We start from the raw sequence: 25,676 nt of genomic DNA on the forward strand, positions 1-25,676 counted from the left end.
GCTGCATTAATTAGTGTTTGATGAGACTTGTCTCGTCTGCCTTTCAATCTATTCACACCTAAGAGTTTTGAATAGAGCCAGATCGACGATTGGATTGGGTCAAGCAGTTTGTTGGATCGGGGATGAGACTTGGGCTGATGTACTGGCCCAATGTTTTGTTGAAACTGACACTATGACCTCCGCCCTGTTTGGGATGAAGATTATTCCATCCGATAGCGCAGCCTTTTCAATGTCGTGTTTTGTGTCTTTCATTCTCGAAGACGAGCCAAGCACGAGCGGCTGTGAATCTAGTGTTGTTAATGGAGACGATGAAATGGAAGTATCAACAGAACAGCTTGTGAACCAAGATATTATCGACCTCGACAAGAGCGTATTTCATTCTTGGTCGATTCAAGAAGCAGCGGAGCCTATCGCCATTGCGGGTGGGCAAGGATGCAAAATGTGGGACTACGAAGGTAAAGAATACCTTGATTTTAGTAGCCAACTGGTTAACACCAACATTGGTCATCAGCATCCACAAGTGATCAAAGCGATTAAAGATCAGGCTGATTCATTAGTGACCGTTGCCCCTGCGACCGCCAACCTCACTCGTGGTTTGGCGGCTAAGCGTATCTTGTCGAAAGCGCCAAGCTCGTTTAAGAAGGTGTTCTTTACCAATGCAGGGGCAGATGCCAACGAAAATGCGATTCGCATGGCGCGACAATTCACAGGGCGCGACAAGGTGCTATCTGCTTACCGTTCTTACCATGGCAATACAGGTACTGCTATTGCTGCGACGGGGGATTTTCGTCGAATTCCAAACGAGTATAGCCGTGGGCACGTTCACTTCTTCAATCCATTTCTCTATCGAAGCGAATTCAACGCGGCGACTGAGGCAGAAGAGAGTGAGCGTGCCCTGCAGCATTTAGAGCGAGTGATTGAATGCGAAGGACCAACGGCGATTGCGGCGATTATCCTAGAGACGATTCCGGGAACGGCTGGTTTTCTCATTCCGCCCAAAGATTACCTTATCGGCGTGCGTGAGCTGGCAACCAAACATGGCATTCAGTTGATATTCGATGAAGTCATGGTCGGCTTTGGCCGCACGGGTAAGTGGTTTGCGTTTGAGCACTTTAATGTAGTGCCGGATCTGATTACTTTCGCGAAAGGGGTGAACTCGGGTTATGTGCCGGCTGGTGGCGTGGTGGTCAGCGAACCGATCGTTGAGTACTTTAAGTCAAACTTCTTTATGGGCGGCTTAACGTACTCTGGTCACCCTTTGGCGATGGCTTCTATCGTTGCAACGCTCGATGTGATGGAGCAAGAGGGCATTGTCACACACGCTGATAACGTCGGTAACAGCGTTTTAGGGCCGCTTCTACTGAGCCTTCAAGAGTTGCACCCTATGATTGGTGATGTGCGCGGCAAAGGGATGTTCTGGGCTGTAGAGCTGGTGGAAGATCGTGAAAGTAAAACACCTTTGAGCAATGAAAAAATGGGGCAATTGAAAGCGCAATTGACCAAGCGAGGCCTGTTGACCTTCATTGTGAATAACCGCATTCACGTTGCGCCACCTTTGGTTATTCAGCCAAGCGAGATAAAGAAAGGCGTTAAGATCATTGATGAAGTGTTGTTTGAACTTGCTTCTTAATTCTTCAATAAGATAGCCAGCACAGCAACCAAGGCACTTTGACAAAGAATTCCCCGTTCTTTTCAAAGTGCTTATTTTTCCTGAGTGCTTGGCTTTTGAGTGTCTAGCTTCCAATTGGTTAGGTATAGTCGAAAAAGAGCATCGATTGATGCTCTTTTTTACGTCATTGTCTTGAATAACAACGTCTACATAACCCTTTGTGATGCTAGCTCTTCATTACCTCTGACAGCTCTTTGATACCGGGTGCGATCAGATCTTTGTCGATGGCGTGAAAGCCCAATCGAAAATAGGAATTGGGGTCATATTCTGACAATGCTTCACAACCCGATTCCGTTTCGGTATTCGTCATAAAGTGTGAATAGCCTGTCTCAATCAATATGCCCTTTTGGGCGGCTCGTGAAGCTAAACGCTGGCTATTGATGTGGCTGGGCGTTTGTAGCCACAGAGAGTTGGCCTGCTCGCTTTGAGCCAGTCGCTTGCAGTCAGGTAAGTACTTCAAGACAGCATCGTTGATCAGCTTCCAGCGCTGGCGAGTGTTTTCTCTAAAGCGCCTCACAAAGCTGTCGTAGTAGCCTTGTTCAATAAAGTGCGCTACTTCCATCTGAACACGGCTTGGCGCATGTCGGTACATCAAGCGACGCAGTATTCTAAGGTCGTAGATTAACTCTTCAGGTGCCACGATGTAGCCTAACCTCAAGCCGGGTGCCAGTAGCTTAGAGAAGCTGCTGACGTAGATGACTCTCCCTTCCTTGTCATTGGCTTTTAGCGCGGGTTTAGGATTCCACTCCACGTTGCACTCGGCGTCATAGTCATCTTCGATAATTACCGCGTCATTGGCTTTGGCCATTTCAAGTAACTGAGTTCGACGCTCATCACTCATGGTGACGCCGGTTGGAGCTTGATGGCTAGGCGTGACATAGAAGTGATCACACAGTGAAGAGTGCTCATTGAATCTCAATCCTTGTTCATCCACTTGATGCGGGTGTAACTGCGCGCCAGAGAGATTGAAGATGTGATTCGCTTCTTTGTAGCCGGGGTTCTCGACTCCGACTCGACTCTGATGGTTCATGAGCAAAGTCGAAATCAAATACAGCGCATTCTGCGAACCTAAGGTTATGAGGATCTCATCACTTTGGGCATGAATACCGCGCTGTGGGAGCACCCTTGTGCGTATCTGTTCGACCAGCATGTCGACGTCTTTATCGACCTTGTCGCAAAGCCAGCGGTGATCATGTGGGTCTGAGGTGACCTTTCTTGTCGCTTCTCGCCATTGAGCTAATGGGAAGTCATTGATAGAGGGTTGGCCAAAAATAAATGGGTATTGGTAACAACTCCAATGCGAGGGTTTGACGATGCGTGGGTATTGGCCCAATTGCAGCTTAACGCGTTTGCTCCAATCCGGTGCATTGTCGCTGTCGGCTGATTCAAAATGATCCAAACTCGCGTCGATAGTATCACTCGGGTTTTCATACTTTTCTGAAAGGTAATAACCACTGCGAGGCTTACTGATGAGGTAGCCATCGTCGAGCAAACTGTCGTACACCAACGAGACAGTATTGCGTGAAACACCCAATTGGCTAGACAGCTTACGACAAGACGGAAGCGCTTGTTCAGCCGGAAAAATACCATTCAATATCGCCGTCACCAAATAGCTACGTACTTGTTCTTGCAGGCTTCTTTTGGAATCAAACTCGATGAAACAATTGTGATTTATCGCCATGAGATACAGTCCTTATTCTCAGTGAACCTCAGTCCAATTTGTATAAAAGAGCAAGAAATGCGCCAGAGTTCATATTGATGTTTTAAGAGTGTGTTTTGCTCTCTCTCAACCCCGAAAATTACGTTGTCCCAAACTAGAAAATCGTTCTGTCCCAACCTGAAAATTAAATTGGCTCTACGTCTCCGATGCATTCCGTTCATAAAGTAAAGGCAGGCAAATAATCTCGATAAGGAAAGCGTATGAAACAGGGAATGACGATGAAGGCATGGGTTTCAACAGCGGCAGCGACAGTTGTACTGGGTTGTTTTGGAGTCGCACAAGCATCGGAGCTTGCAGCCATCGAAAAGCAAGGCTTCATGAAAGTGGCGACAGAAGACAACTACTCTCCATTCAACTATATCGACCGCGGTAAGCCTGCGGGGATTAACAAAGATTTGCTTGATGAGTTACGTGAATATTCGAAGTTCGATATCGAACAAGAGATCTTACCTTGGACAGGACTACTCGCTTCGGTATCTGCGGGTCAATATGATGTGGCGTTAACTGGCGCGATCATTACCGATGCTCGCTTGAAGGCCTTTGATTTCACTCCACCTATCGCTTCAGCGCAGCATTACTTCTTAACCAGAGCTGACGCGGAAGATATTAATACGGTAGCCGATTTAGATGGAAAAACAGTGGGCTTACAAGCGGGCAGTGCTTTGCTAGAAAGGCTTCCAGAGCTCGAAGTGATGCTCGAAGCACAAGGCAAATCTTTGGGTAAAGTGGTGCAGTATCAATCCTACCCAGAAGCGTATTCCGACTTGGCAATCGGCCGAATAGACTATGTGATCAACAGTGTGGTTTCAGTTAACGAGGTAGTGAAGTCGAAGTCAAAGGTATTCAAAAAAGGCGAAGCAGTCTCTGGCCCAGGTTTCGTTAGCTGGCCAGTTCCTAAAGATAATCCTGAGCTTTTGGCTTACCTAACGGAATTCTTCCTACACCTTGAGCAAACAGGAAAAATGGCAGAGTTGCAGAAGAAGTGGTTCGGTGAATCGTTCGACCAACTCCCTTCAGAAGCCATCACTTCGGTTGAGCAGTATCACAAGCTAACAGCCGTTCAATAGATGAATAAGCATGCGCCGACACAAACAGTTAGCGGCTGTTTGTGTCCATGCCAATGGGTTCAAAGCGGTTTAACCCATGAGTCTTTGGCGCACAATCTATCGAAAGAAGTCGCTGATCAAAGAGGTCGTTTATGGATTATTACGCTTGGGAACAGTTACTACAGGGCGCGTGGGCAACGGCATGGATATCGGCAGTATCGATTGTATTAGGTGTCGTCATCGGCCTAATGATTGCCTTAGTTAGAATGATGAAAATCCCGTTTGTGGATCAAATGTTGGGTATCTATGTCAGCTGGGCACGAGCAACGCCTTTGGTGACACTGGCTCTGTTTATTTTCCTTTCTTTTCCGTCATTTGGCATCAATTTAGATAAACACGTTTCTGCTATTTTAGCTCTCACACTCAATACATCGGCATTCAATGCAGAGATTTGGCGCAATGCCTTTCTTAACTTTTCAAAAGGACAAATGGAAGCGGCAGAAGCCATTGGTATGAGACGTATCACTTATTTTCGCCGCATCATGTTCCCGCAAATGGTGATCATGAGCCTACCAGCGCTAGTCAATGAGATGTCGTTCTTAATCAAAGGCAGCCCTGCCATCGCGGTGATTGGTATTGTTGATTTAACCCGTGTCACCAACCGAATTGCAGCGGTTACCTATGAGCCACTCGGGCCAATTCTGTGTGCGGGTGCCATATACATGTTGATTATTGGCGTGTTGGTGAAATTGCAAGCTGTGGCTGAAAACCGAGCTACTTATCTGCAGTAGTAAGTGTGGCTATCAGTAATCTACCTCAGTCACAGCTATCAACAACAACCACAGTTTAGCCGTCATGGCTACTTGGTCAGAAACACCATTTACCTGCTTGTGATGCGTTATTGAGCGGGTAAGTTTAAGGAGTAAATATGGAAGAATGGAATATTATCTGGCAACAAAAAGAGCTGTTTGCTTCAGGGTTTGTGACCACATTTTATCTTTTTGTTTCGTCTTCAATCTTGAGTTTCGTCATCGGTATTGGTTTGTTGTATTGCCTCGAAAACTCAAAACTTGGTGTGAAGTACACCATCAATAGTTTGATAGGCATGATGCGCACCTTGCCGTTTCTTATCTTAGCGTACCTGCTCTATTACGGGTTGCCGCAGGTTGGTATTCGACTCGATGCGATTACAGCGGGAATCATCGCGCTAAGTCTCTATCACGGTACCTATTTTTGTGAGATTTTCCGAGGTGTTCGTAAAGGATTAGAGCCAGGTTACATCGAAGCGGCGCACGCTTATGGCTTCTCTAAATTCAAAACATTTACCCGAGTTATTACCCCAAATGTGTTGTTTAAGTCGGTTCCACTGATCACGAACCAACTCATCATCTGCTTAAAAGACACTGCGTTTCTTAGCATCATCACCGTCGCAGAAATTACCGCGGCCGCCAACAGCATTCAATCAACGTACTTCATCCCATTGAATGCGTTCATCATTGCTATCGCGCTCTACTGGGCCGTGAGTATTGCACTTGAAAGCATCACCAAACGAATCCAAACCAAAGTTGAACTTAGAGGGCTTAGCCATGCTTAAACAATCAGAGATTATTGAAACGGAAGCACCGATTAACCCTTCTTTGGGCGTGAATTTGGAAGTGATTGAGTGCGAACCACTATTGGAAGAACGAGAGACGATCATTAAGGTTGAAAACCTGTCGAAACAGTTTGATGGCATCGAAGTACTGCGAGACATCAACCTCAATATCAACAAAGGCGATGTGGTGAGTATTCTCGGTTCGTCTGGGTCGGGGAAATCGACGCTACTGCGTTGCATGAATTGGCTAGAACAGCCAGAGCGCGGCACGATTTTTATGGGTGATGAGCGTATTGGTATCAACTCTGAAACGGGTAAACCACTCAAATATAAAGAGCTGGCGAAACTCAGAGAGCGCCTTGGTATGGTTTTCCAAAGCTTCAACTTGTGGCCGCATTTAACCGTGTTGCAAAACGTTATGGAAGCGCTCGTTCACGTTAAGAAGATAGCGAAATCAGACGCCGAAGAGATGGCACGTAAGCAACTCGATAAGGTTGGGATGTCGCACAAACTAGAGAACTACCCAAGCATGTTATCGGGTGGGCAAAAGCAACGTGTCGCTATTGCCAGAGCTCTCGCGATGGAGCCGGATGTGTTGCTGTTTGATGAACCAACGTCAGCACTCGATCCTGAATTGGTCGAAGAGGTGTTGTTGGTGATGAAGAAACTGTCGCAAGAGGGCTACACCATGGTGGTTGTGACACATGAGATGGAGTTTGCGCGTCAGGTATCGGATCAGGTGGTGTTTCTTGAAAAAGGCATATTGATTGAAAAATCCAACCCAGAGAAGTTTTTCACTAACCCAGATTCATCAAGGGTAAGACAGTTCCTCAAGCTTGATTCATGAGTTAGATAGCTTGCACAGCTTCAAGGTTCGATCGTTAAAAAACTCCGTCAGAATTTGTCGGAGTTTTTGTATGTTAGCTTTTTCTTCCCAAACCTAAACTTAAGCCTAAAACTATACAAATGGCCATGTGGCGCTAACCAATACTATCAATATGAATCACCACAGAGCCCGGTCGCCAGTACTCCAACTCGCAGTCCATTAGCTCACCGTCTTGTTTGTAGTTCACTCGGCAGATCTTCAAAACAGGCTGGCCCTCTGCCAAATTCAGCGCCTTGGCGACATGAGCAGGGGCAGAAGTGGGAATCACATCAAAACGCGAGCGTTGGGTCTCGTAGCCGTATTTTTCTCGGTAGATTCCTGTTAGTGACATGGTGAGGTTTTCTGACAATACACCATCAAATAAGGGCGCTTTCAGTACATTTTCAACAAACAGCACTGCTCTACCATCAATAAAACGCAAGCGCTCAATCACGTGTATTGGCGTTATCTGCTCTATCTCTAATGCTTTGGCGTAATCGCCTGCCGCCATCTCTGTACGGGTGCTGAGCAGTCTGGTTTCTGCTATGCGGTGTTGTTCACGAATCATTTGATGAAAGTGAGAACGTGATAATGGGTTATAGCGAACACGTTCGGGTGACACATACCAGCCTCGGCGCTCTTCTCGGTATATCAAACCTTCGGTTTCTAATGAGACCAACGCATCTTTGAGCGTAATTCGTGTGGTTGAAAACAGCTCGCTGAGCTCTCTTTCGGATGGCAGTTTTTGCCCTTCGGTGAAGATGCCTGATTGAAGCTGCTCTCTAATGCTCGCCTTAATTCTGCCTAGCTGTGTCCCTGATTGCGCTGTAGCCAATGTTCTCATTACTGATCTAGTCCATAAGTTCGTGTGCCCAATAAGGTAAACCACGGAGTTAACAGGAATGTGACAGTAAACAAAGGCTTGCTGTCATATGAGTGAAATATAACTGCCACGGAAATGCATCCTAACTGTCAAATAACTTGCGCGAAAGCGTCACACTCTGGCGATAGCATACAAAACGAACTTACTGACCTAGTCCAGAGGGATAGAGACAATGAAAACTTTGCTTAGCCGTTCAACTGTATCGCCAGCCCAACTTATGGGTTCATCTACAAAGCTAATAGGTGCAACGCTAATAACGGCAACACTTTCAATGCCAGCGATGGCGAAGGATGCTGATCTTGAGTCACTGATTGAAGCCGCTCAAAAAGAGGGTGCGGTTTACAGTGTAGGTATGCCAGACAGTTGGGCAAACTGGAAAGGCACATGGACTGATCTGAAAGCAAACTACGGTTTGAAGCATCAGGATACAGACATGAGCTCGGCTCAAGAGATCTCGAAATTTGAAGCAGAGAAAAGAAACGCAACTGCAGATATCGGTGATGTTGGTTTCGCCTTTGCACGTGTCGCTGTGCAGAAAGACGTAACGCAGCCATACAAGCCAACGACTTGGGATGACATTCCAGATTGGGCGAAAGACAAAGATGGTCACTGGGCTCTGGCTTATACAGGTACTATCTCGTTCATTTCAAACAATAATCTTGTTGAAGATGCCCCAAAATCTTGGAGTGACCTACTAGAAGGCGACTACAAAGTCACTGTTGGTGACGTAGGCGTAGCAGCACAAGCAAACAACGCGATTCTAGCGGCTGCATTTGCTAACGGTGGTGATGAGTCAAACCTAAAACCAGCGATTAAATTCTTTGGTGAACTAGCGAAGCAAGGCCGTCTATCTTACACAGATCCAAGCATCGCGAACCTTGAAAAAGGCGAAGTGGAAGTGGCGATCATGTGGGACTTCAACGCATTGAACTACCGCGACAAGATCGACCGTGAGCGCTTTACGGTAAGCATTCCACAAGATGGTTCAGTTATCTCTGGTTACACCACCATTATCAACAAATACGCGAAAAACCCGAACGCGGCGAAGTTGGCTCGAGAATACATCTTCAGCGACCAAGGCCAAATCAACCTAGCAGAAGGTTACGCACGTCCAATCCGTAGCAGCGTTACGTTACCTCAATCAGTGCAAGACAAGCTGATCTCGAACGAGCAATACAGCAACGTTCACCCAGTAACTGACTTCTCAGCATGGGAAAAATCAGCACGTCGCCTGCCACGTCAATGGCAAGAAAGCGTATTGATTCACCAGCAATAACCCCGCTTAGCACGCCACCTGTAACGGGTGGCTTATAGAAACAAGCAATAGAGAATAGACCATGAGCAATAAGGTTATCCTTGTTGTTCTAGATGGACTGAATTATCAGGTAGCCCGTGATTGCATGGGCTACCTGAACGGTCTTCTAGAACTTAGTGACTCGAAAAGCAGTAACCACAGCGTTTCCCAAAATCAACAGGGCACTTCGCAAATCATAAGCACGCAAAAAAACAAGCTGCGCGCCACGCTTTACCCTGTGCAGTGTGAGCTGCCATCTATGTCACGTCCACTGTATGAGTGCATCCTGACCGGTGTTCGCCCTGTTAAGAGTGGCATCGTCAACAACCAAATCGTGCGTTTATCGAATCACGAGTCGGTATTTAGCTTGGCGAAGTCGCAGAACAAAGTGACGGCAGCTGCGGCTTACCATTGGGTGAGCGAGTTATATAACCGAGCGCCATTTGATGCTGTGCGTGACCGCTTTACCAACGATGAGACCATGAACATTCAACATGGCTGTTTCTACCACTGGGATCACTACCCAGATGAAGCCTTGTTCTTGGATGCTGAGCACCTGCGCGTGACTCATCAGCCTGATTTTTTACTGATTCACCCAATGAACATTGACGATATGGGACATAAGCATGGGTTGGATTCTCGCCAGTACCGCAATAGTGCACGTGGCGCGGATATCTACCTATCAAACTATCTTGAGAAATGGGTAGACGATGGTTATCAGGTGATCATCACCAGTGACCACGGCATGAACAATGACTTGTCTCATGGTGGCATTCTGCCTGAAGAGCGTGAAGTGCCTTTCTTTGTGATTGGCGATAAGTTTACACACCAAGAATGTTCAGTGAAACAGACCGATATCTGCGGCAGCGTCTGTCAGTTACTCAACCTTGAACACGATAAATCTTACACTCAGGAATTGTTGGCCCTATGAGCAGTTCTGTAATCACGCAGAGCGATGGCTCTGCGCTTAAACCCAAAACCAAATCTTTGTTTCAACGCTTCAAGCCCGCTTTGTGGCTTGCGCCTTTCGCGCTGTTCTTCTACCTGTTCCAACTGGCACCTATGGTTTGGGTGCTGATCAACAGCTTCTTCTATGACGATGAGCTCTCTCTCGAAAACTATTCTGAAATATTCGATTCTGCTTTCATGATGCAGGCTTTTGGCAACAGTTTATGGTTGTCGATTTGGTCGAGTATTGTTGGCTTAGCGATTGCGACTCTGCTCGTTTCTTCATTACGCCGCGTTGATTCTAAAATCCGCGATGCGGTGATTGCCTTCACCAACATGAGCAGTAACTTTTCTGGTGTGCCTTTGTCGTTTGCCTTCATCATCATCCTTGGTACTAATGGTGCGATCACCTTATTACTCAAGCAGTATGGATTACTAGGTGATTTCGACCTGTACGGTAAATGGGGCTTGCTGGCGATTTACATCTACTTCCAGATCCCATTGGCGGTGTTGTTGCTGTATCCAGCGTTTGATGCTCTGAGTGACGACTGGCAAGCCGCTTCTGCATTGCTTGGCGCGAAAACTTGGCAATACTGGACCAAAATAGCGCTGCCTGTGTTATCTCCGGCTTTGTTCGGCACCTTCATCATCTTGATTGCCAATGCGATTGGCGCCTATGCGAGCGTGTATGCCTTGACCTCGGGCAACTACAACGTGATTACGATTCGAATCGCGAGCTTGGTATCGGGCGACTTGTTCTTAGAACCAAACCTAGCCGCCGCAATTTCTGTGATTCTGATGGCGATGCTGGCCTTCATCACCGTGATTAACCAATGGCTGATCAGCAAAAGCTACGCAGGGAAGAGAAAGTAATGAATACCGTCAATACTCGTTTTCATAAAACCGTGGTCTATTCGATTGTTGGCATCATGATGATCCCGATCTTGGCGACCTTTATCTACTCGATCTCTTCTCGTTGGGGCGCGACGATCCTGCCGGATGGCTTCACGTTAGATTGGTATATCAACCTGTTGACGGATCCTCGCTTCTTACAAGCCTTTGGTCGTTCCCTGTTTATCTGTGTGGCGGCGCTGTCATTGAGTGTGGTGTTGGTTCTGCCTGCGATTTTCGTGGTGTTTTACTATTTCCCGAAGCTCGACAAGGTGATGAACATCCTGATCTTATTGCCGTTCGCGGTGCCGCCAGTAGTGTCGTCAGTCGGCTTGCTTCAGCTGTATGCAGACAGCGAAATCTCACTGATAGGCACACCGTGGATCTTGATTGGTACTTACTTCACCATCGCGCTGCCATTCATGTACCGCGCGATTGCCAACAGCTTTGAAGCGATTAACTTGCATGACTTGATGGATGCAGCACACTTGCTCGGTGCAAGTACCACCAAGGCATTCTTGTTGATTATTCTGCCAAACCTTAAGAAAGGCTTAATGGCGTCACTGTTCTTGTCGTTCTCGTTCCTATTGGGCGAGTTCGTGTTTGCCAATATCTTGGTGGGTACACGTTACGAGACACTGCAAATCTACCTATACAACATGCGTCAAACCAGCGGCCACTTCACGTCAGCCCTAGTGATGACGTACTTCCTGTTTATTTTCTTACTGACTTGGTTGGCAAGTCGTTTCAGCCAGGGAACAAAATAATGAGCTATGTAAATGCAAAAAACCTCACCAAGAGCTTTGGTGACAACACGGTGTTTGAAGATATTGAATTTTCCATCGAGAAGGGCGAATTCATTACTCTGCTTGGCCCAAGTGGCTGTGGTAAATCGACTCTACTGCGCAGCTTGGCTGGCCTGAATCCTGTTGATGGTGGCGAGATCTGGGTCAACGGTGAAGAGATTACTCACCAAGTGCCGCAACAACGTGGCATCGGCATGGTGTTTCAATCTTATGCGCTGTTCCCGAACATGACGGTTGAAGGCAACATTGCGTTTGGACTCAAGATGAAAAAGCTTGCTGCTGACGAGATTAAACGTGAAGTCGCGAAAGTGATTGGGCTGGTGGACTTAACGGGCAAAGAAAAGTTCTATCCGCATCAGTTATCGGGCGGTCAGCGTCAGCGTGTGGCTTTGGCAAGAGCCTTGGTGGTCAAGCCGCGTATTCTATTGCTCGATGAGCCACTTTCGGCGTTGGATGCGAAGATCCGTAAACACCTTCGCCAACAGATTCGAGATATTCAAAAAGAGATGAACCTGACCACGATCTTCGTGACTCACGATCAAGAAGAAGCGATGATCATGTCTGACCGCATCTTCTTGATGAATAAAGGTGAGATCGTACAAGCGGGGACACCCGAAGAGATCTACACTCAACCTGCCAATGAATTTGTGGCTGGGTTCATGGGGCACTACAATTTGGTGCAAGCGAACAAGGCTAAACAGCTGTTCAACATTGAAACAGAATGGAAAGTGGCGATTCGACCTGAATCTATCTACGTGAAAGAGCAAGGCCGACAATATGGCGAACATATCTCTGCGCCGAAAACGGGCACCATTCGTAACCACCAGCTCTTGGGCAACGTGATTCGCTACCAGGTAGATGTCGATGAATGTGAATTAACCGTCGATCTATTGAACCGTTCCTCTGAACGACTGTTGGCAAACGGCAGCCAACTTGAACTCCTGTTTAACCTTAACGAAATTCAACCAGTGAGAGCCTAAGATGTTCAAACCTTTGTATGTATTTGATATGGATGAAACGCTGATCAATGCCGATGCAGCGATGCTCTGGAATGAGTTCTTGGTTGAAAAGGGCATTGCTACTGCGCCTAACTTTATCGAAGAAGATAAGCGCTTAATGGGCCTGTATTCGGAAGGCAAACTGAACATGGAAGATTACCTAACATTCTCCATGCTGCCTTTAGCCGACATGCCAACAGAGCAAGTTACAGCATTGGTCGAAGAGTGTGTTGAACAGCATATTTTGCCTAAGCAGTTTAAGCAGTCTAAACCCTTGATTGAACAGCTAGAAAATGACGACATCGATATGCTGATCATCTCTGCCAGCGTGACCTTCTTAGTGGAAGCTGTGGGGCGTAAGATTGGCATCGAGAATGCACTTGGTATCGATTTGATTGAAAACCAAGGCCGCTTTACGTCTCAGATCTCAGGTGTACCAAGCTACCGTGAAGGCAAAGTGACGCGTTTAAAAGAGTGGTTAGACAATCAAGAAACCAACTATTCAGATATCCACTTTTATACCGATTCAATCAACGACTTACCTTTGTGTGAACACGCCGATTTTGCCTATCTGGTGAACCCATGTCCGCGTTTAAAAGCGTTAGCTGAACAACCGAACTGGTCGATTCTCAACTGGGATTAACGCTGATCCCATCTTTGAATTATGTTCGCTTTAGAACGAAAAAAGCCGCTGATGAAAGCGGCTTTTTTGCATCATCAGGCTAATGTTTGATTTATCACCGTAGCTGACAAAAGGATATGCGTAACAATTCAATAACATTCCTTCTTCTTCTGTAAATCAAACCACCACCTTTCAATCCCTTGATAGCACTCACTTTCTTGTCTCGATGGTTTGTGTGTAACAAATATTTTACAAACTGACAGGGTTTCATCGAAATTGCCCATTTTCCTCCACCCATTCCATTATCTCGGCTTGTGGGCCAAATTTAATTAAGGACAAAAAACACGTAATACAAAACCAATAGGTACAAGGAGAAAGTTCATGGTGGATACATACAACCCGCTTGGCACGGATGGATTCGAGTTTGTTGAATACACGGCCGTTGACCACAAGGGAATTGAGCAACTTAAAGCACTGTTTGTGTCACTTGGTTTTGCTGAGGTCGCCAAGCATCGCTCAAAAGAGGCTTGGCTGTATCGACAAGGTGACATCAACTTTATCGTCAATGAGCAGCCACACAGCCAAGCGGAAGCGTTCGCTAAAGTTCACGGCCCATCGGTGTGTGGCATGGCTTTTCGTGTTAACGATGCAACTGCGGCAATGACACAAGCTTTCAGCGGCGGTGGCGAAGAGTATAAAACAGAAATTGGACCGATGGAGCTGAGCATTCCTGCCATTTACGGCATCGGTGAAAGCCTGCTCTATTTTGTGGATCGTTATGGCAAGCAGAGCATCTACGACGTCGATTTCCGATTCTATGACGATGCAGAGCAGCGCATGGCAGAAGCGAATGTTGGCTTGTATGAAATCGACCACCTCACGCACAACGTGAAACAAGGCAATATGGACCTGTGGTCTGGTTTTTATGAGCGTATCGGTAACTTCCGTGAAATTCGCTATTTCGACATTGAAGGTAAGCTGACAGGCCTTGTGAGCAGAGCCATGACCTCGCCATGTGGCAAAATCCGCATCCCTATCAATGAGTCTTCAGACGACAAATCACAAATCGAAGAGTTCATCCGCGAATACAACGGCGAAGGCATCCAACACATCGCGCTCGCAACGGATGACATCTACAAAACCGTGAAAACCCTGCGTGATCGCGGCATGGACTTTATGCCAACCCCAGATACCTATTACGAGAAAGTCGACGAGCGTGTGAAGGGCCACGGTGAAGACACCGATCTGCTGCGCGATTTACGGGTTCTGATTGATGGCGCGCCGACCAAAGACGGCATCTTGCTGCAAATTTTCACACAGACGGTAATTGGGCCTGTGTTCTTTGAAATCATTCAGCGTAAAGGCAACGAAGGCTTTGGTGAAGGTAACTTCAAGGCGCTGTTTGAATCGATTGAAGAGGACCAGATTCGTCGAGGAGTATTAGACGATGCATAAATGGATCTCGTTTCCTCATCGGGAGGGGGTGTGCTCTAAACAAGCGCACGCCGACTTCCCCGAAGAGGCAATTTATGAGCGAGAAGCGGGCCGAAGTGGATTCTTTGGCCCTGCCGCTCACTTTCATCACCAGCATGCCCCAACAGGTTGGTCGGAGTGGGAGGGTGATTTACGTCCTCGCGCTTTTGATTTTACGCTGGTGGAGAAAGCTAGCCAGATAACCCCTTGGGCGGTGCCTCATCTTTTGCACAATGCGGACTGCAAAATCCGTGTGTGGCGCATGGATGAGAAGATGGATTTCTTGGTGCGTAATTCTGACGGTGATGAGCTGCTGTTCATTCACCAAGGTAGGGCAGATCTCTATTGCGACTATGGTCATTTAGAGGTGAGTGAAGGGGATTACGTGATGATCCCGCGCTCAACCAATTGGCGCTTGGAGCCAAGTGAGCCGATGTTCATCTTGATGATTGAGAACACCGACGCGGCTTATTCCTTGCCTGAGAAGGGCATGGTCGGCAATCACGCGGTGTTTGATCCAGCGGTTCTTGAAATCCCGTCGATCAACGATCAATTCCGCGCTCAGTACTCCGAAGATCAAACCCAAGTTCAGGTGAAACGCCACGACAAAGTCAGTGTGATCACTTATCCGTTCAATCCTTTAGACGCGATTGGTTGGCATGGGGATTTGGCTGTGGTGAAAGTGAATTGGCGCGATATCAGACCGCTGATGTCACATCGTTACCACTTGCCACCGTCTGCGCATACGACCTTTGTTGGCGCAGGCTTTGTAGTGTGTACCTTTGTGCCACGCCCGATTGAGAGCGATCCAGGTGCGTTGAAAGTGCCGTTCTATCACAACAATGACGACTACGATGAAGTGCTGTTCTATCACGCTGGTGACTTCTTCAGCCGCGATAACATTGAAGCGGGCATGGTGACCTTCCACCCTGCAGGCTTCACGCATGGGCCTCACCCAAAAGCCTTTAAGGCAGGGCAAGCGTATAAGAAAAAGTTCACTGATGAAGTCGCGGTGATGATCGATACTCGCCACGCGCTGCAGTTCTCTGACGAGCTCGATAGCGTTGAGAACAAAGAATATGTCTACAGTTGGCAAGAGAAGTAAGGGGCAACAAGGATGAAATTAGCAACCAAGAAAAATGGTACTCGTGATGGTCTGTTGATGGTCGTGAGTAAAGATCTCAAACAGTGCGTGCCTGCCACCGAAATCTTCCACGCGATGCATCTGGCACCTACCATGCAGGTAGCTTTGGATAACTGGCACAGCGTGGCTTCTCAGTTAGAAGAGTTATACACCTCGTTAAACAACGGGCATGTGACTGGCAGTGAAGTGTTTGCATCTCAGTATTGTGAATCACCTCTGCCACGCGCATATCAATGGGCTGATGGCAGTGCTTATGTAAACCATGTTGAACTGGTGCGTAAGGCGCGTGGTGCTGAAATGCCAGAAAGCTTCTGGGTTGATCCATTAATGTATCAAGGAGGCTCAGATGCGTTTATCGGCCCTCGTGACAATATCGAATTTGCCAGTGACGAGTGGGGCATCGATTTCGAAGGAGAGGTTGCGATTGTCACCGGTGACGTACCTATGGGTGTAAGTGCTAAGCAAGCGCACGATTCGATTCGTCTACTGATGTTGGTGAACGATGTGTCTTTGCGTGGCTTGATTCCGGCAGAGCTAGCGAAAGGCTTTGGCTTCTTCCAATCTAAACCGTCTTCGGCGTTCTCTCCGGTCGCAGTTACACCTGACGAGCTTGGTGAGCAGTGGAAAGGCAGCAAGGTACATCTACCGTTGATATCGACCTACAACGACCAGCCTTTTGGTTGTCCGAATGCCGGTGTCGATATGACTTTCAACTTTGCTGAACTAGTAGTCCATGCTGCGAAGACTCGTCCACTGTCGGCGGGTGCGATCATTGGTTCTGGCACGGTTTCCAACAAGCAAGGCACTGACCACGGCACCTCAATTTCCGAGGGCGGCGTGGGCTATTCATGCATTGCCGAGGTGCGCATGATTGAGACGATTCGTGATGGTAAACCGTCGACTCAATTCATGTCGTTTGGTGACTCGATCAAGCTTGAGATGCTTGATGCGGCGGGTGATTCCATTTTTGGCGCGATAGACCAAAAAGTGAGCCAGTATCGAGCGCTATAATCCACGTAATAGGGTTTCAGTATGAGCGAGAGCATCGTGAACAAGAACATTATACTTTACGGTTACTGGCGCTCTTCGGCTGCCTATCGGGTGCGTATTGGATTAAACCTAAAGCAACTCAACTATGAGTCTAAATCGGTCCATTTGGTGCGTAATGGCGGCGAGCAGCATGATCCACATTATCGCGAACTCAATGCCAGTGAATTAGTGCCGGTGCTGGTGGATGGTGAAGTTCAACTCAATCAGTCGCTGACGATCTTGCAATACTTGGACGAAAACTATTTGTGTGAGAGCAGCCCAGACTCCTTGTTGATTCCAGAGCAAACACCATTGCGCTATCAAGCGTTGGCAATGGCTCAGGATATTGCGATAGAAATTCACCCTCTGAATAACCTGCGTGTGTTGCAGTATTTGGAGCGAGAGTTGTCGTGTGAGCAAGAGGCGAAAATAGACTGGCTTCACTATTGGATGAGCCAAGGTTTTTCGGCATTAGAAGAGAAGCTTTCTAAGCATCGTCAAACATACGCTGATTCAGTTTATAGCCTCACCGATTCACCATGCATTGTCGATATTTGCTTGGTGCCACAGGTGTATAATGCGCTGCGCTTTGGCGTTGATATGTCGCCTTATCCGCTGATTAACTCAATTGTCGAAGCGTGCAATCAGTTACCTGCTTTTATTGAGGCGATGCCAGAGAATCAGGTAGATGCGAACGTATAGCTCAGATTAAGCCCCAACGGTTATTGATAGTAGAAAGCCCTCCACGATGTTCATTCGTGAAGGGCTTTTTTGTTTCAAGTTTAAAGCGAAACAACACTCTTTATCTCTTCCAAAACCTCGGCGTTAGCGATAGCCCCGAGGTTTTCTACATTTTTGCCATTGATCACCTGTTTCACAGCCAACTCCACCAGTTTGCCAGAGCGTGTTTTTGGCACGTCGCTGATCGCAAATATCTGGCTTGGCACGTGTCTTGGCGAACAAGAGGATTTGAGTTTGCTTTTGATGGCTGTCAGTAACTTTTCATCTAAACTCACACCTTGCTGCAGCTGAACAAACAGCCATACCTGTTCATTGCGGTCGATGTTTTTACCGACTGCTATCGAATCGATGATGCCGTCAATGGTGTTCACTTGCTGATAGATTTCGGCCGTACCAATTCGCACGCCACCGGGGTTGAGTGTGGTGTCGCCTCGCCCATAGAACAGATAGCCCCCATGAACGCTCTGTGCGACTTCATCACCGTGATGCCACACATTGTCGAATCTATCCCAATAGGTGCTGTGATAGCGCTCTCCGGTGTCATTCCAAAAGCCAGCGGGGAAGTTGGGTAGGGAGTTGGTGCATACTAATTCGCCACGTTCGTGATCGACCTTTTGACCAGACGAATTGAACACCTTGATGTCGACGCCGAGCCCGGCCTGTTGGCACTCACCGCGATACACAGGCGAGATTGGGTTACCCAAAACAAAGCAGCCACAAATATCCGTGCCGCCAGAAATCGACGCTAAATGCAGGTCTTGCTTGATGTGCTTGTAAACGTAATCGAACTGCTCTGGGTAAAGCACAGAACCCGTCGAGCACAGTGTTCTTAATTGAGGCAGAGAGTGGCTGTCGATTGGTGAGAGTTCGGCTTTCTCAATCGCTTCTATGTACTTGGCTGAGGTGCCAAATGTCGATACGTCAGCACGCTGCGCTAAATCCCATAGAACGTTAGGTTGCGGGTAAACCGGGCTACCATCAAAGATAACCAAACAAGCACCGCTGGCGAGCGCAGATACGTGCCAGTTCCACATCATCCAACCACAAGTGGTGTAGTAGAACACGCGATCTCTTGGTTTAATATCGCAATGAAGCTGATGCTCTTTTAGGTGGTTGATGGTAGTGCCACCGACAGAATGCACTATACATTTGGGTTTGCCTGTGGTGCCGGAAGAGTAGAGTACAAACAACGGTTCATTGAAGCCGACACGAGTAAATCGAAGAGGTTTTGTCTGATAGTGATTAATGATGCTGTGCCAGCTTAGAATCGACACATCATGTTCAACTTTTTTCTTCTCTAAATCGCTCTTCTCTAGGTCATTACTCGGTTTCAAATAACCGATCTCACACACCTGTTTTAATTCGTTTAAGTGTTCGATGATTTCACGGTTCTTTCCCGCCATATCGAACGTTTTGCCATTGAAGGTGTAACCGTCACAGGTGAACAGCACCTTAGGTTTCACCTGTCCGAATCGCTCAATCACACTCTCTACTCCAAAATCAGGCGAGGTCGATGTCCAAATCGCGCCTAAGCTGGTGGCGGCTAGCATGGCTATCACGGTTTGTGGCAGATAGGGAGTATACGCAGCAACTATATCACCTTGTTTCACTCCGCTATCGACAAGCCATTGCTGAACACTAGAGACAGCTTCACACAGGGTTTCCCATGTATAACTCTGTTGTTCGCCACGTTCATTCTCAAACCAAATCGCAAGCTCATCAGGCATGGTGTGTGCCAAACGCAGCAAGTTCTCGGCGTAGTTTACTTGTGCATTGGGAAACCAAACCGCATCACGGTTCGATTTAGGCTGCTGCCAGCGGCTCCCACCTTGAGCTTTGATGGTCTCGCTTTCTGCCTTGTTAATAGAGTCTTGTGAGCCGACTACTCCACAAAACTGCCATACGTTTTGCCAAAATGATTCCGGATGTTCCACAGACCATTGATGGAGCTCGGTGTAGCTTTTTACGTCCCTATCTAGGTTTAACCAAGACTGTTCAAGGCTATCGATGAATCGGGTTAAGTTGGCATTGGCGATACGCTGCTCGCTTGGCTGCCAAATGGGCTTATTGCTTTCGTGCATTCCTTTACCTTTAACAAAAAGTTAACGTTTTCAGTCTGGTATTTAGGTTTTACAAAGTCAAAAGTTCAGCAAAATAAGCGCTTGGTGGAATTGTGTAAATAAAATGTTACACGATCGCTTGTTTCGAAAAATCGCTCAAATTGGCGCTTATAAGGAGTGGAGATAGGCTTAAAGTGAGACATTCGAAAGGAGGTGTGTAATGACTCAATATCATTCTAAGCCCGTGAGCCAAGAGGGATGGGTTGAGTGGAGCCTCGAAGAAGATGCCATTTGGCACGACTTGGTGAAAAGGCAACTGGACGTCATTAGTGACCGCGCTTGCGATGCCTATTTGCACGGTCTGACCTTGCTGGATCTGCCATTGGACAGAGTTCCTCAGTTGCCAGAGATAAATAAAGTGCTAATGGAAACAACCGGTTGGCAAGTTCAGCCTGTGCCTGCATTGATCGATTTCGACCGATTCTTTGATTTGCTCGCCAACAAGAAATTCCCAGTTGCGACATTTCTGAGAACGCGAGACGAGTTCGATTACTTACAAGAACCTGATTTCTTTCATGAAATTTTCGGCCACTGTGCCATGCTCACTAATGCTGATTTCGCAGCATTCACTGAGCATTATGGAAAACTAGGCCAAGCCGCCACATCTAAACAGCGCGCTTATCTTGCCCGTTTGTATTGGTTTACGGTTGAGTTCGGTTTAGTAAAAGAAGGCCAACAACTGAAAATCTATGGCGGTGGCATTCTTTCGTCTCCAGCGGAAACTATGTATGCGTTGGGAGGGGATTTGGCCGTTCGCGAGCGGTTCGATCTGCAAACGGTTTTAAGAACGCCTTATCGTATCGACATCATGCAGCCGAAATATTACGTGATCGACGAGCTATCTGAGCTCTTTAAAATCAGTCAGGAAAACCTATTACAGCAAGCTGATCTCGCCATCGATGCGGGGTTACTACCACCACTTTTTGAACCCAAGGAACCAACACATGTTGAATGAACAAAAATGCGAAGCCTGCAGTATCGACGCGATTGCCCTAAGTAAAGATGAACAACAATCTTTACTGTTGGAGTTGTCCGACTGGCAGATCATCGAAAGAGACGGCATCCCGCAGCTTGAGAAGGTGTTCAAGTTTAAGAACTACAAGCAAGCATGGGCATTCAGCAACATAGTGTCAGAACTGGCAGAAGAAGAGTTCCACCATCCTTCGATCTTATTGGAGTGGGGCAAAGTCACCGTCACTTGGTGGAGCCACTCAATCAAAGGCTTGCATAAGAATGATTTCATCTGCGCCTCACGCTGCGATGTGTTCACGGTGAGTGAATAGTTTTGTAGGTTAGAAGTTACTCTTGCAACCTCTGTGATGCGATTAACTCATTATTCGGCTCATTAGGTGAGTTGAATAATTGCCTTAAACAGCTCATAGTATGAGTTGAATAAGTGATACTTTCGCATCATGGGGTGTAATATGTGGATTTGGCAGCAAGATAATTGGCCAAACTTTGTTTGGGATAATCAGAAAATAGGCGTGAGGTTAAGAGAAGTACGGCTTAATCAGGGCATTCTATTGGGCAAGATTACCTCACAGTCGGCAGATCAATCCCAAACCATGCTCGACACCTTATTAGCGAACATAGTCCATTCCAGTGCGATTGAGGGAGAAAAGCTTAATGCTTTCTCGGTCCGGTCTTCTTTAGCCAATAAACTCGGTGTCAGTGAAGATCGACCTTTTCCAACGACAGAACAAACCGATGGCCTAGCTGAAATTATGTTGGATGCGGTGCAGAACCTAACAGAGCCACTAGCGCTTGATAGGATCTTACATTGGCACGATAGACTGTTTCCTCAAGGCTACACCATGTTTAACCCTGTAGTTGGAGGTCAGCTACGAGGTGACGCTCCGATGCAAGTGGTATCAGGAAGAATTGACCGCCCAACCGTGCACTTTGAAGCGCCTAGCCGAGACATTCTTGATGCTGAGCTAGATACATTTATCAAATGGTTTAATGATTCACTTACCGACGCCACACTCGATCCTCTATTGCGAGCCGCAATCACTCACCTTTGGTTTATCACCTTACACCCGTTAGATGATGGTAATGGTCGTATTACTCGATTGTTGACCGACTTGGCGTTAGCACAGGCCGAGCAGCAGTCGGTACGCTTCTATGCGATGTCGGTGGGAATTCTCGCTAACCGCAAGCATTACTACGAGATATTGGAGCGAACCCAGAAAGGGGGACTCGATATTAGCGAATGGTTGATGTGGTTCTTAGATACGTTAGACGAGACGTTTACAGGGGTTTTCGCTGAGGTCGACCAAACTGTATATAAGACCAACTATTGGCGCAGCATCGACCAAACCAAGCTTACTGTAGAGCAAGTTAAAGTGCTGAATAGGATGCTCGATGGAGATTTTTCAGAAGGTATCAATGCTAGTCAATATAAAAAAGTAGCGAATGTGAGTAGTGCTACAGCAACACGTCATTTGAGCGCTTTGATTGAGCATGGCTGCTTAGTTAAATCTGGTTCTGGTGGTAGAAGCACGCGCTATCTGTTGCCTGAGTAGGGTTCACTTCAATTTATATACTTAAAGGTGCTGAGAATGTTGGCAGTTCTTTAGCCACAGAAGGTTGTTAAACGAGCCAACTTATAGGTTAAATCTCGCTCCTTCTTTCTACTACTATTAAAATGTGCAAATACAATGACAAATGAAGAAATACAATTATATAACGATATAGTTAAGTCTGGGTTTCCTGTATTAGGGACATTATGTGGTGGTTTAGTTGGTGCAGCATCAACTTATCTTTTAACAAAGTTGAATAACGACAATGACGAAAAGAAAGACGCTCAAAAGCTGCGGAATGATCTGTTAATGAAAACTGCAAATGATGTAGCAGAATTTGAGCATTTAATGGCGATTTATACGACTACATTAGCGAATTATCTAAGAGATCAAGTCGATGACGGCTCTTTGAAAACAGCTTACCTAAATTCATTCAATAGTAATCTAACTTTGCGTAAGGCTAGAATGAATCTCCATATTCTCGGAATGGAAGCATCGTTAGAGTTATTAGAAGGGTATGTTGAGGCTACAAGAGAAGTGCTAGCTTATGGAAAGCGGTTAGATATAAAAAGAGCTATTGAACTAAATCAGAAGATATCTAAGGGTCCAATTTTATTCTATCAATCATTATCGATCGATCCTTAACGCCTTTTTGTTGTTTAGTAAGCTAACTTTCAAAACTCTGCTTTTCACTTTTTAGTTGCTCTTCACCAAACGCACTTTCCCAAACTAGCTTGACCTGCATCAGTGACTTGCTTGGTTTCGGGTCTCATAAACCCTTTCTGTTACTCATAGTATTGGTTTTATGAGGCTGCTCTATGATATATTTCTCGGCCAAGTGTATTACAGACGAAGGCTAGCAATGTCTATCAACCTTTCACTCCTTCCACCCAGCGAGAAAAATAAAATCGAACTGGATAAGCAAGCATCGTTTCTTGTATGGAAACTGAAGCAAGCGAAATGTGGCCCTGAAGCCATTGTTGAAGAAGCAATGAAGCTAGGTGACCCAGAAGAAAAGGCTTGGTTTGAACAGTCTGTAGAAAAATACAAACGGGTAATGGGTGTCGCATAAACGCAGACAAACCTTGCCCAGCAATGCTGTAGAATTGAAATGACACAGTAATTTGCTAGAATTTGCACCGTTAATTGAATCAGAGAGAAGATCCCGATGGGAAGAAGTTTTGAAGTGCGCAAGGCCTCAATGGCGAAAACTGCAGGCGCAAAAATTAAAGTTTATTCTAAATACGGTAAAGAGATTTACGTACTGGCTAAGAACGGCAGCTCTGACCCAGACATGAACCTACCTCTTAAGCACCTGATTGCTAAAGCGAAGAAAGACCAAGTACCAGCACACGTTATCGAAAAAGCGATCGATAAAGCGAACGGCGGCGGCGGTGAAGACTTCCAACCAGCTCGCTACGAAGGTTTTGGCCCAGGTGGCACAAGCGTAATCGTTGACTGTCTAACTGACAACGGCAACCGTACTTTCCAAGACGTTCGCCAATGTTTCGTTAAGACTGGCGCGAAAATCGGTGTTGAAGGTACTGTTTCTCACATGTTCGCTCACCAAGCTGTATTCCAGTTCAAAGGCGAAGATGACGAGATCATCCTAGAAACGCTTATGATGGAAGACGTAGACGTGACTGACGTTGAGCTAGAAGACGGTGTAATCACTGTATTCGCTCCAACGACTGAGTTCTTCAAAACGAAGACTGCACTAAACACTGCGTTCCCAGAGCTAACGCTAGACGTTGAGGAAATCACTTTCGTTCCTCAAACAACTACGCCAGTAGCTGAAGAAGATTCTGAGAAATTCCAGAAGTTCTTAGACATGCTTGACGACTGTGATGACGTTCAGCAGGTTTACCACAACGCTGAGCTGTAATATCAATCTATAATTGATAGCTTTGCTCTTGTGAGTAAATGTAGAATACAAAAAACCGAGCCTAGTGCTCGGTTTTTTTATGAACGTTATACCTGATTTTCCTTGATCATCGTTCCATAATGTACGGCTGACAAAGCGTTCTCTGGTCGCGATTTATCGCTGAACTTCATTATATTGTTCGTCTTATCCCGACATGAATCTGATTTAAGTACTCCCTGAGTATCATCGGGGTGATCGCCAAGCGTATTTAGTGTACAAAGAAAGAAAATATCAGCCAAAGGCTTTGACCCTGCTTATTGATGCATTGATTGAGAGTGTTCGATCTTTTCATAGTGATGGTTTGGTCAAATAAAAGGAGAAAGAAATGAAAGTAAGTTTTATCGGGCTAGGCGTTATGGGTTTCCCAATGGCAGGCCATCTAGTCAAAGCTGGTTTTGAAGTAACGGTATTTAACCGCACTCACAGTAAAGCGCTAGACTGGGCTGATAAACACCAAGGTAAAGCGGCAGAATCTGTGGCTGAATGTGTAGCGGAAGCTGACGTGGTATTGGTTTGTGTGGGCAACGATGACGACGTACGCAGCATGACAACCAGCGAAACAGGCGCATTGGCAGCGATGAAGCCAAACGCGATTCTTGTCGATCACACTACAACGTCTGCAGTTCTGTCTGAAGAGCTTGAAGTGGCAGCGAAGCAAGCCGGTATTCGCTTTATGGATGCACCTGTATCTGGTGGCCAAGCGGGCGCAGAAAATGGCGTGCTAACCATCATGTGTGGTGGCGAACAAGCGCTTTTCAACGACCTTCAACCTGTGTTCGAAGCTTACGGTAAGTCGTCAGTTCTTATGGGTAAAGTCGGCCAAGGCCAACGCGCGAAAATGGTTAACCAGATCTGCATTGCAGGAGTGTTGAATGGCTTATCTGAAGGCTTAGTGCTTGCTGAAAAATCAGGTTTGGATATCCCAACTCTGGTTGATTGCCTTAAAAACGGCGCTGCTGGCTCATGGCAGATGGAAAACCGTGCTACCACAATGGCACAAGACAAGTTCGATTTTGGCTTTGCAATTGATTGGATGATCAAAGACTTAGGTTTCTGTCTAGATGAAGCTGAGCGCCAAGGCATCCAGCTTCCACTGACTGAAAAGACCAACAACGCCTACAAGGCACTGTCTGCCGAAGGACAAGGCCGCATGGATACATCAGTATTGATGAAAGCCGTGGTTGAAGAGACAAAGAAGTAGAAAGATCGAAGTAATAGGAACTTCGTTTAGATAACTAAAAATAGCCGCGGATTAGCGGCTATTTTTTGGGTTTGAGCTCTGCCGAATGCGTTAATCCAAAATAAATCCCCTCCTAGCCTCCCCTTGATTCATATGTAGATCCCTTGCTGATCGTGGAGAGGGGAGGAATAGAACATCGATCGTTAA

The 25,676-nt window shown here is 46.6% G+C and carries 26 protein-coding genes and 1 pseudogene; 23 read left to right on the forward strand and 4 right to left on the reverse strand.

The genetic code is table 11. The features are described from left to right. Positions 1-313 precede the first annotated feature (313 nt). Entirely contained in the window at positions 314-1,630 is a 1,317-nt protein-coding gene (locus AB4375_RS09155) for an aspartate aminotransferase family protein (protein WP_017065135.1), read from the forward strand. Between the two features lie 205 nt (positions 1,631-1,835). Here the strand turns inward: AB4375_RS09155 and AB4375_RS09160 are convergent, their stop codons facing one another. Next, positions 1,836-3,350 (reverse strand): PLP-dependent aminotransferase family protein, encoded by a 1,515-nt coding sequence (locus tag AB4375_RS09160; RefSeq protein ID WP_372051396.1) that lies wholly within the window; start codon positions 3,348-3,350, stop codon positions 1,836-1,838. 239 nt (positions 3,351-3,589) lie between these two features. On the opposite strand from AB4375_RS09160, the gene AB4375_RS09165 reads away from it, so the two are divergent. From AB4375_RS09165 to AB4375_RS09180, 4 genes are all read left to right on the forward strand, one after another. Further along, positions 3,590-4,456 (forward strand): transporter substrate-binding domain-containing protein, encoded by an 867-nt coding sequence (locus tag AB4375_RS09165; protein ID WP_065584482.1) that lies wholly within the window; start codon positions 3,590-3,592, stop codon positions 4,454-4,456. Positions 4,457-4,587: 131 nt separating this feature from the next. Beyond that, positions 4,588-5,226 (forward strand): amino acid ABC transporter permease, encoded by a 639-nt coding sequence (locus tag AB4375_RS09170; protein ID WP_372051398.1) that lies wholly within the window; start codon positions 4,588-4,590, stop codon positions 5,224-5,226. Between the two features lie 137 nt (positions 5,227-5,363). Further along, positions 5,364-6,029 (forward strand): amino acid ABC transporter permease, encoded by a 666-nt coding sequence (locus AB4375_RS09175; protein ID WP_372051399.1) that lies wholly within the window; start codon positions 5,364-5,366, stop codon positions 6,027-6,029. Further along, the gene (locus AB4375_RS09180; protein WP_102428101.1) at positions 6,022-6,876 is read left to right on the forward strand and encodes an amino acid ABC transporter ATP-binding protein; all 855 of its coding nucleotides are present in this window, start codon (positions 6,022-6,024) and stop codon (positions 6,874-6,876) included. Before AB4375_RS09175 ends, AB4375_RS09180 begins: the two co-directional genes overlap by 8 nt. 133 nt (positions 6,877-7,009) lie before the next feature. Here the strand turns inward: AB4375_RS09180 and AB4375_RS09185 are convergent, their stop codons facing one another. Next, complete coding sequence (locus AB4375_RS09185; RefSeq protein ID WP_372051400.1) at positions 7,010-7,738, reverse strand: UTRA domain-containing protein; 729 nt, start codon at positions 7,736-7,738, stop codon at positions 7,010-7,012. A gap of 211 nt (positions 7,739-7,949) precedes the next feature. Between AB4375_RS09185 and AB4375_RS09190 the strand changes: the two genes are divergently transcribed. From AB4375_RS09190 to AB4375_RS09215, 6 genes are all read left to right on the forward strand, one after another. Beyond that, entirely contained in the window at positions 7,950-9,053 is a 1,104-nt protein-coding gene (locus tag AB4375_RS09190; RefSeq protein WP_372051401.1) for an ABC transporter substrate-binding protein, read from the forward strand. Positions 9,054-9,114: 61 nt separating this feature from the next. Beyond that, on the forward strand, positions 9,115-10,002 hold the full coding sequence (locus AB4375_RS09195) for an alkaline phosphatase family protein (protein WP_372051402.1): 888 nt from the start codon (positions 9,115-9,117) through the stop codon (positions 10,000-10,002). Further along, complete coding sequence (locus tag AB4375_RS09200) at positions 9,999-10,892, forward strand: ABC transporter permease subunit (protein ID WP_004732590.1); 894 nt, start codon at positions 9,999-10,001, stop codon at positions 10,890-10,892. The genes AB4375_RS09195 and AB4375_RS09200 overlap by 4 nt, the downstream gene beginning before the upstream one ends. After that, positions 10,892-11,677, forward strand: a complete 786-nt coding sequence (locus tag AB4375_RS09205) for an ABC transporter permease (protein WP_004732591.1) — start codon at positions 10,892-10,894, stop codon at positions 11,675-11,677. Before AB4375_RS09200 ends, AB4375_RS09205 begins: the two co-directional genes overlap by 1 nt. Continuing rightward, positions 11,677-12,696 carry an ABC transporter ATP-binding protein gene (locus tag AB4375_RS09210; protein ID WP_017078395.1) on the forward strand — a complete coding sequence of 340 codons (1,020 nt, stop codon included), beginning with the start codon at positions 11,677-11,679 and terminating at the stop codon, positions 12,694-12,696. Before AB4375_RS09205 ends, AB4375_RS09210 begins: the two co-directional genes overlap by 1 nt. Position 12,697: 1 nt before the next feature. After that, entirely contained in the window at positions 12,698-13,357 is a 660-nt protein-coding gene (locus AB4375_RS09215; RefSeq protein WP_372051404.1) for an HAD family hydrolase, read from the forward strand. A 94-nt stretch (positions 13,358-13,451) separates the two neighbouring features. Here the strand turns inward: AB4375_RS09215 and AB4375_RS09220 are convergent, their stop codons facing one another. Further along, complete coding sequence (locus AB4375_RS09220) at positions 13,452-13,634, reverse strand: hypothetical protein (protein ID WP_372051405.1); 183 nt, start codon at positions 13,632-13,634, stop codon at positions 13,452-13,454. Positions 13,635-13,717: 83 nt separating this feature from the next. Here AB4375_RS09220 and hppD point away from each other — a divergent pair, with 83 nt between their 5' ends. The 4 genes from hppD to maiA are packed head-to-tail and all read left to right on the forward strand — an operon-like array spanning position 13,718 to position 17,684. Then, positions 13,718-14,791 carry a 4-hydroxyphenylpyruvate dioxygenase gene (hppD, locus tag AB4375_RS09225; RefSeq protein WP_372051406.1) on the forward strand — a complete coding sequence of 358 codons (1,074 nt, stop codon included), beginning with the start codon at positions 13,718-13,720 and terminating at the stop codon, positions 14,789-14,791. Further along, complete coding sequence (locus AB4375_RS09230; RefSeq protein WP_102424054.1) at positions 14,784-15,914, forward strand: homogentisate 1,2-dioxygenase; 1,131 nt, start codon at positions 14,784-14,786, stop codon at positions 15,912-15,914. Before hppD ends, AB4375_RS09230 begins: the two co-directional genes overlap by 8 nt. Positions 15,915-15,926: 12 nt before the next feature. Next, positions 15,927-16,964 (forward strand): fumarylacetoacetate hydrolase family protein, encoded by a 1,038-nt coding sequence (locus AB4375_RS09235; RefSeq protein ID WP_372051408.1) that lies wholly within the window; start codon positions 15,927-15,929, stop codon positions 16,962-16,964. Positions 16,965-16,985: 21 nt separating this feature from the next. Then, the gene (gene maiA / locus AB4375_RS09240; RefSeq protein WP_372051409.1) at positions 16,986-17,684 is read left to right on the forward strand and encodes a maleylacetoacetate isomerase; all 699 of its coding nucleotides are present in this window, start codon (positions 16,986-16,988) and stop codon (positions 17,682-17,684) included. Between the two features lie 80 nt (positions 17,685-17,764). Here the strand turns inward: maiA and AB4375_RS09245 are convergent, their stop codons facing one another. Further along, positions 17,765-19,804 carry an acetoacetate--CoA ligase gene (locus tag AB4375_RS09245; RefSeq protein WP_372051411.1) on the reverse strand — a complete coding sequence of 680 codons (2,040 nt, stop codon included), beginning with the start codon at positions 19,802-19,804 and terminating at the stop codon, positions 17,765-17,767. A gap of 199 nt (positions 19,805-20,003) precedes the next feature. Between AB4375_RS09245 and phhA the strand changes: the two genes are divergently transcribed. The 8 genes and pseudogenes from phhA to AB4375_RS09285 all read left to right on the forward strand — a co-directional run bounded on the left by phhA (position 20,004) and on the right by AB4375_RS09285 (position 25,490). Continuing rightward, positions 20,004-20,798, forward strand: a complete 795-nt coding sequence (gene phhA, locus AB4375_RS09250; RefSeq protein ID WP_017066732.1) for a phenylalanine 4-monooxygenase — start codon at positions 20,004-20,006, stop codon at positions 20,796-20,798. Then, positions 20,788-21,126, forward strand: coding sequence for a 4a-hydroxytetrahydrobiopterin dehydratase (locus AB4375_RS09255; protein WP_372051413.1), 339 nt, complete (start codon positions 20,788-20,790; stop codon positions 21,124-21,126). Before phhA ends, AB4375_RS09255 begins: the two co-directional genes overlap by 11 nt. A 141-nt stretch (positions 21,127-21,267) precedes the next feature. Further along, on the forward strand, positions 21,268-22,368 hold the full coding sequence (locus tag AB4375_RS09260; RefSeq protein ID WP_372051414.1) for a Fic family protein: 1,101 nt from the start codon (positions 21,268-21,270) through the stop codon (positions 22,366-22,368). A gap of 135 nt (positions 22,369-22,503) precedes the next feature. Beyond that, entirely contained in the window at positions 22,504-23,010 is a 507-nt protein-coding gene (locus AB4375_RS09265; RefSeq protein WP_017066729.1) for a hypothetical protein, read from the forward strand. Between the two features lie 217 nt (positions 23,011-23,227). Then, the gene (locus tag AB4375_RS09270; protein WP_010432323.1) at positions 23,228-23,437 is read left to right on the forward strand and encodes a DUF3283 family protein; all 210 of its coding nucleotides are present in this window, start codon (positions 23,228-23,230) and stop codon (positions 23,435-23,437) included. A 96-nt stretch (positions 23,438-23,533) separates the two neighbouring features. After that, positions 23,534-24,250: a YebC/PmpR family DNA-binding transcriptional regulator gene (locus AB4375_RS09275; RefSeq protein ID WP_010432326.1), complete on the forward strand. Its 717-nt coding sequence runs from the start codon at positions 23,534-23,536 to the stop codon at positions 24,248-24,250. A 187-nt stretch (positions 24,251-24,437) separates the two neighbouring features. Continuing rightward, positions 24,438-24,602: pseudogene (locus AB4375_RS09280) on the forward strand (LysR family transcriptional regulator); the annotation flags it as partial. A gap of 12 nt (positions 24,603-24,614) precedes the next feature. Beyond that, the gene (locus AB4375_RS09285; RefSeq protein ID WP_017070192.1) at positions 24,615-25,490 is read left to right on the forward strand and encodes an NAD(P)-dependent oxidoreductase; all 876 of its coding nucleotides are present in this window, start codon (positions 24,615-24,617) and stop codon (positions 25,488-25,490) included. Positions 25,491-25,676 lie beyond the last annotated feature (186 nt).

The sequence above is a fragment of the Vibrio sp. 10N.261.51.C6 genome, assembly GCF_041471785.1.
Classification (GTDB): Bacteria; Pseudomonadota; Gammaproteobacteria; order Enterobacterales; family Vibrionaceae; genus Vibrio; species Vibrio crassostreae_C.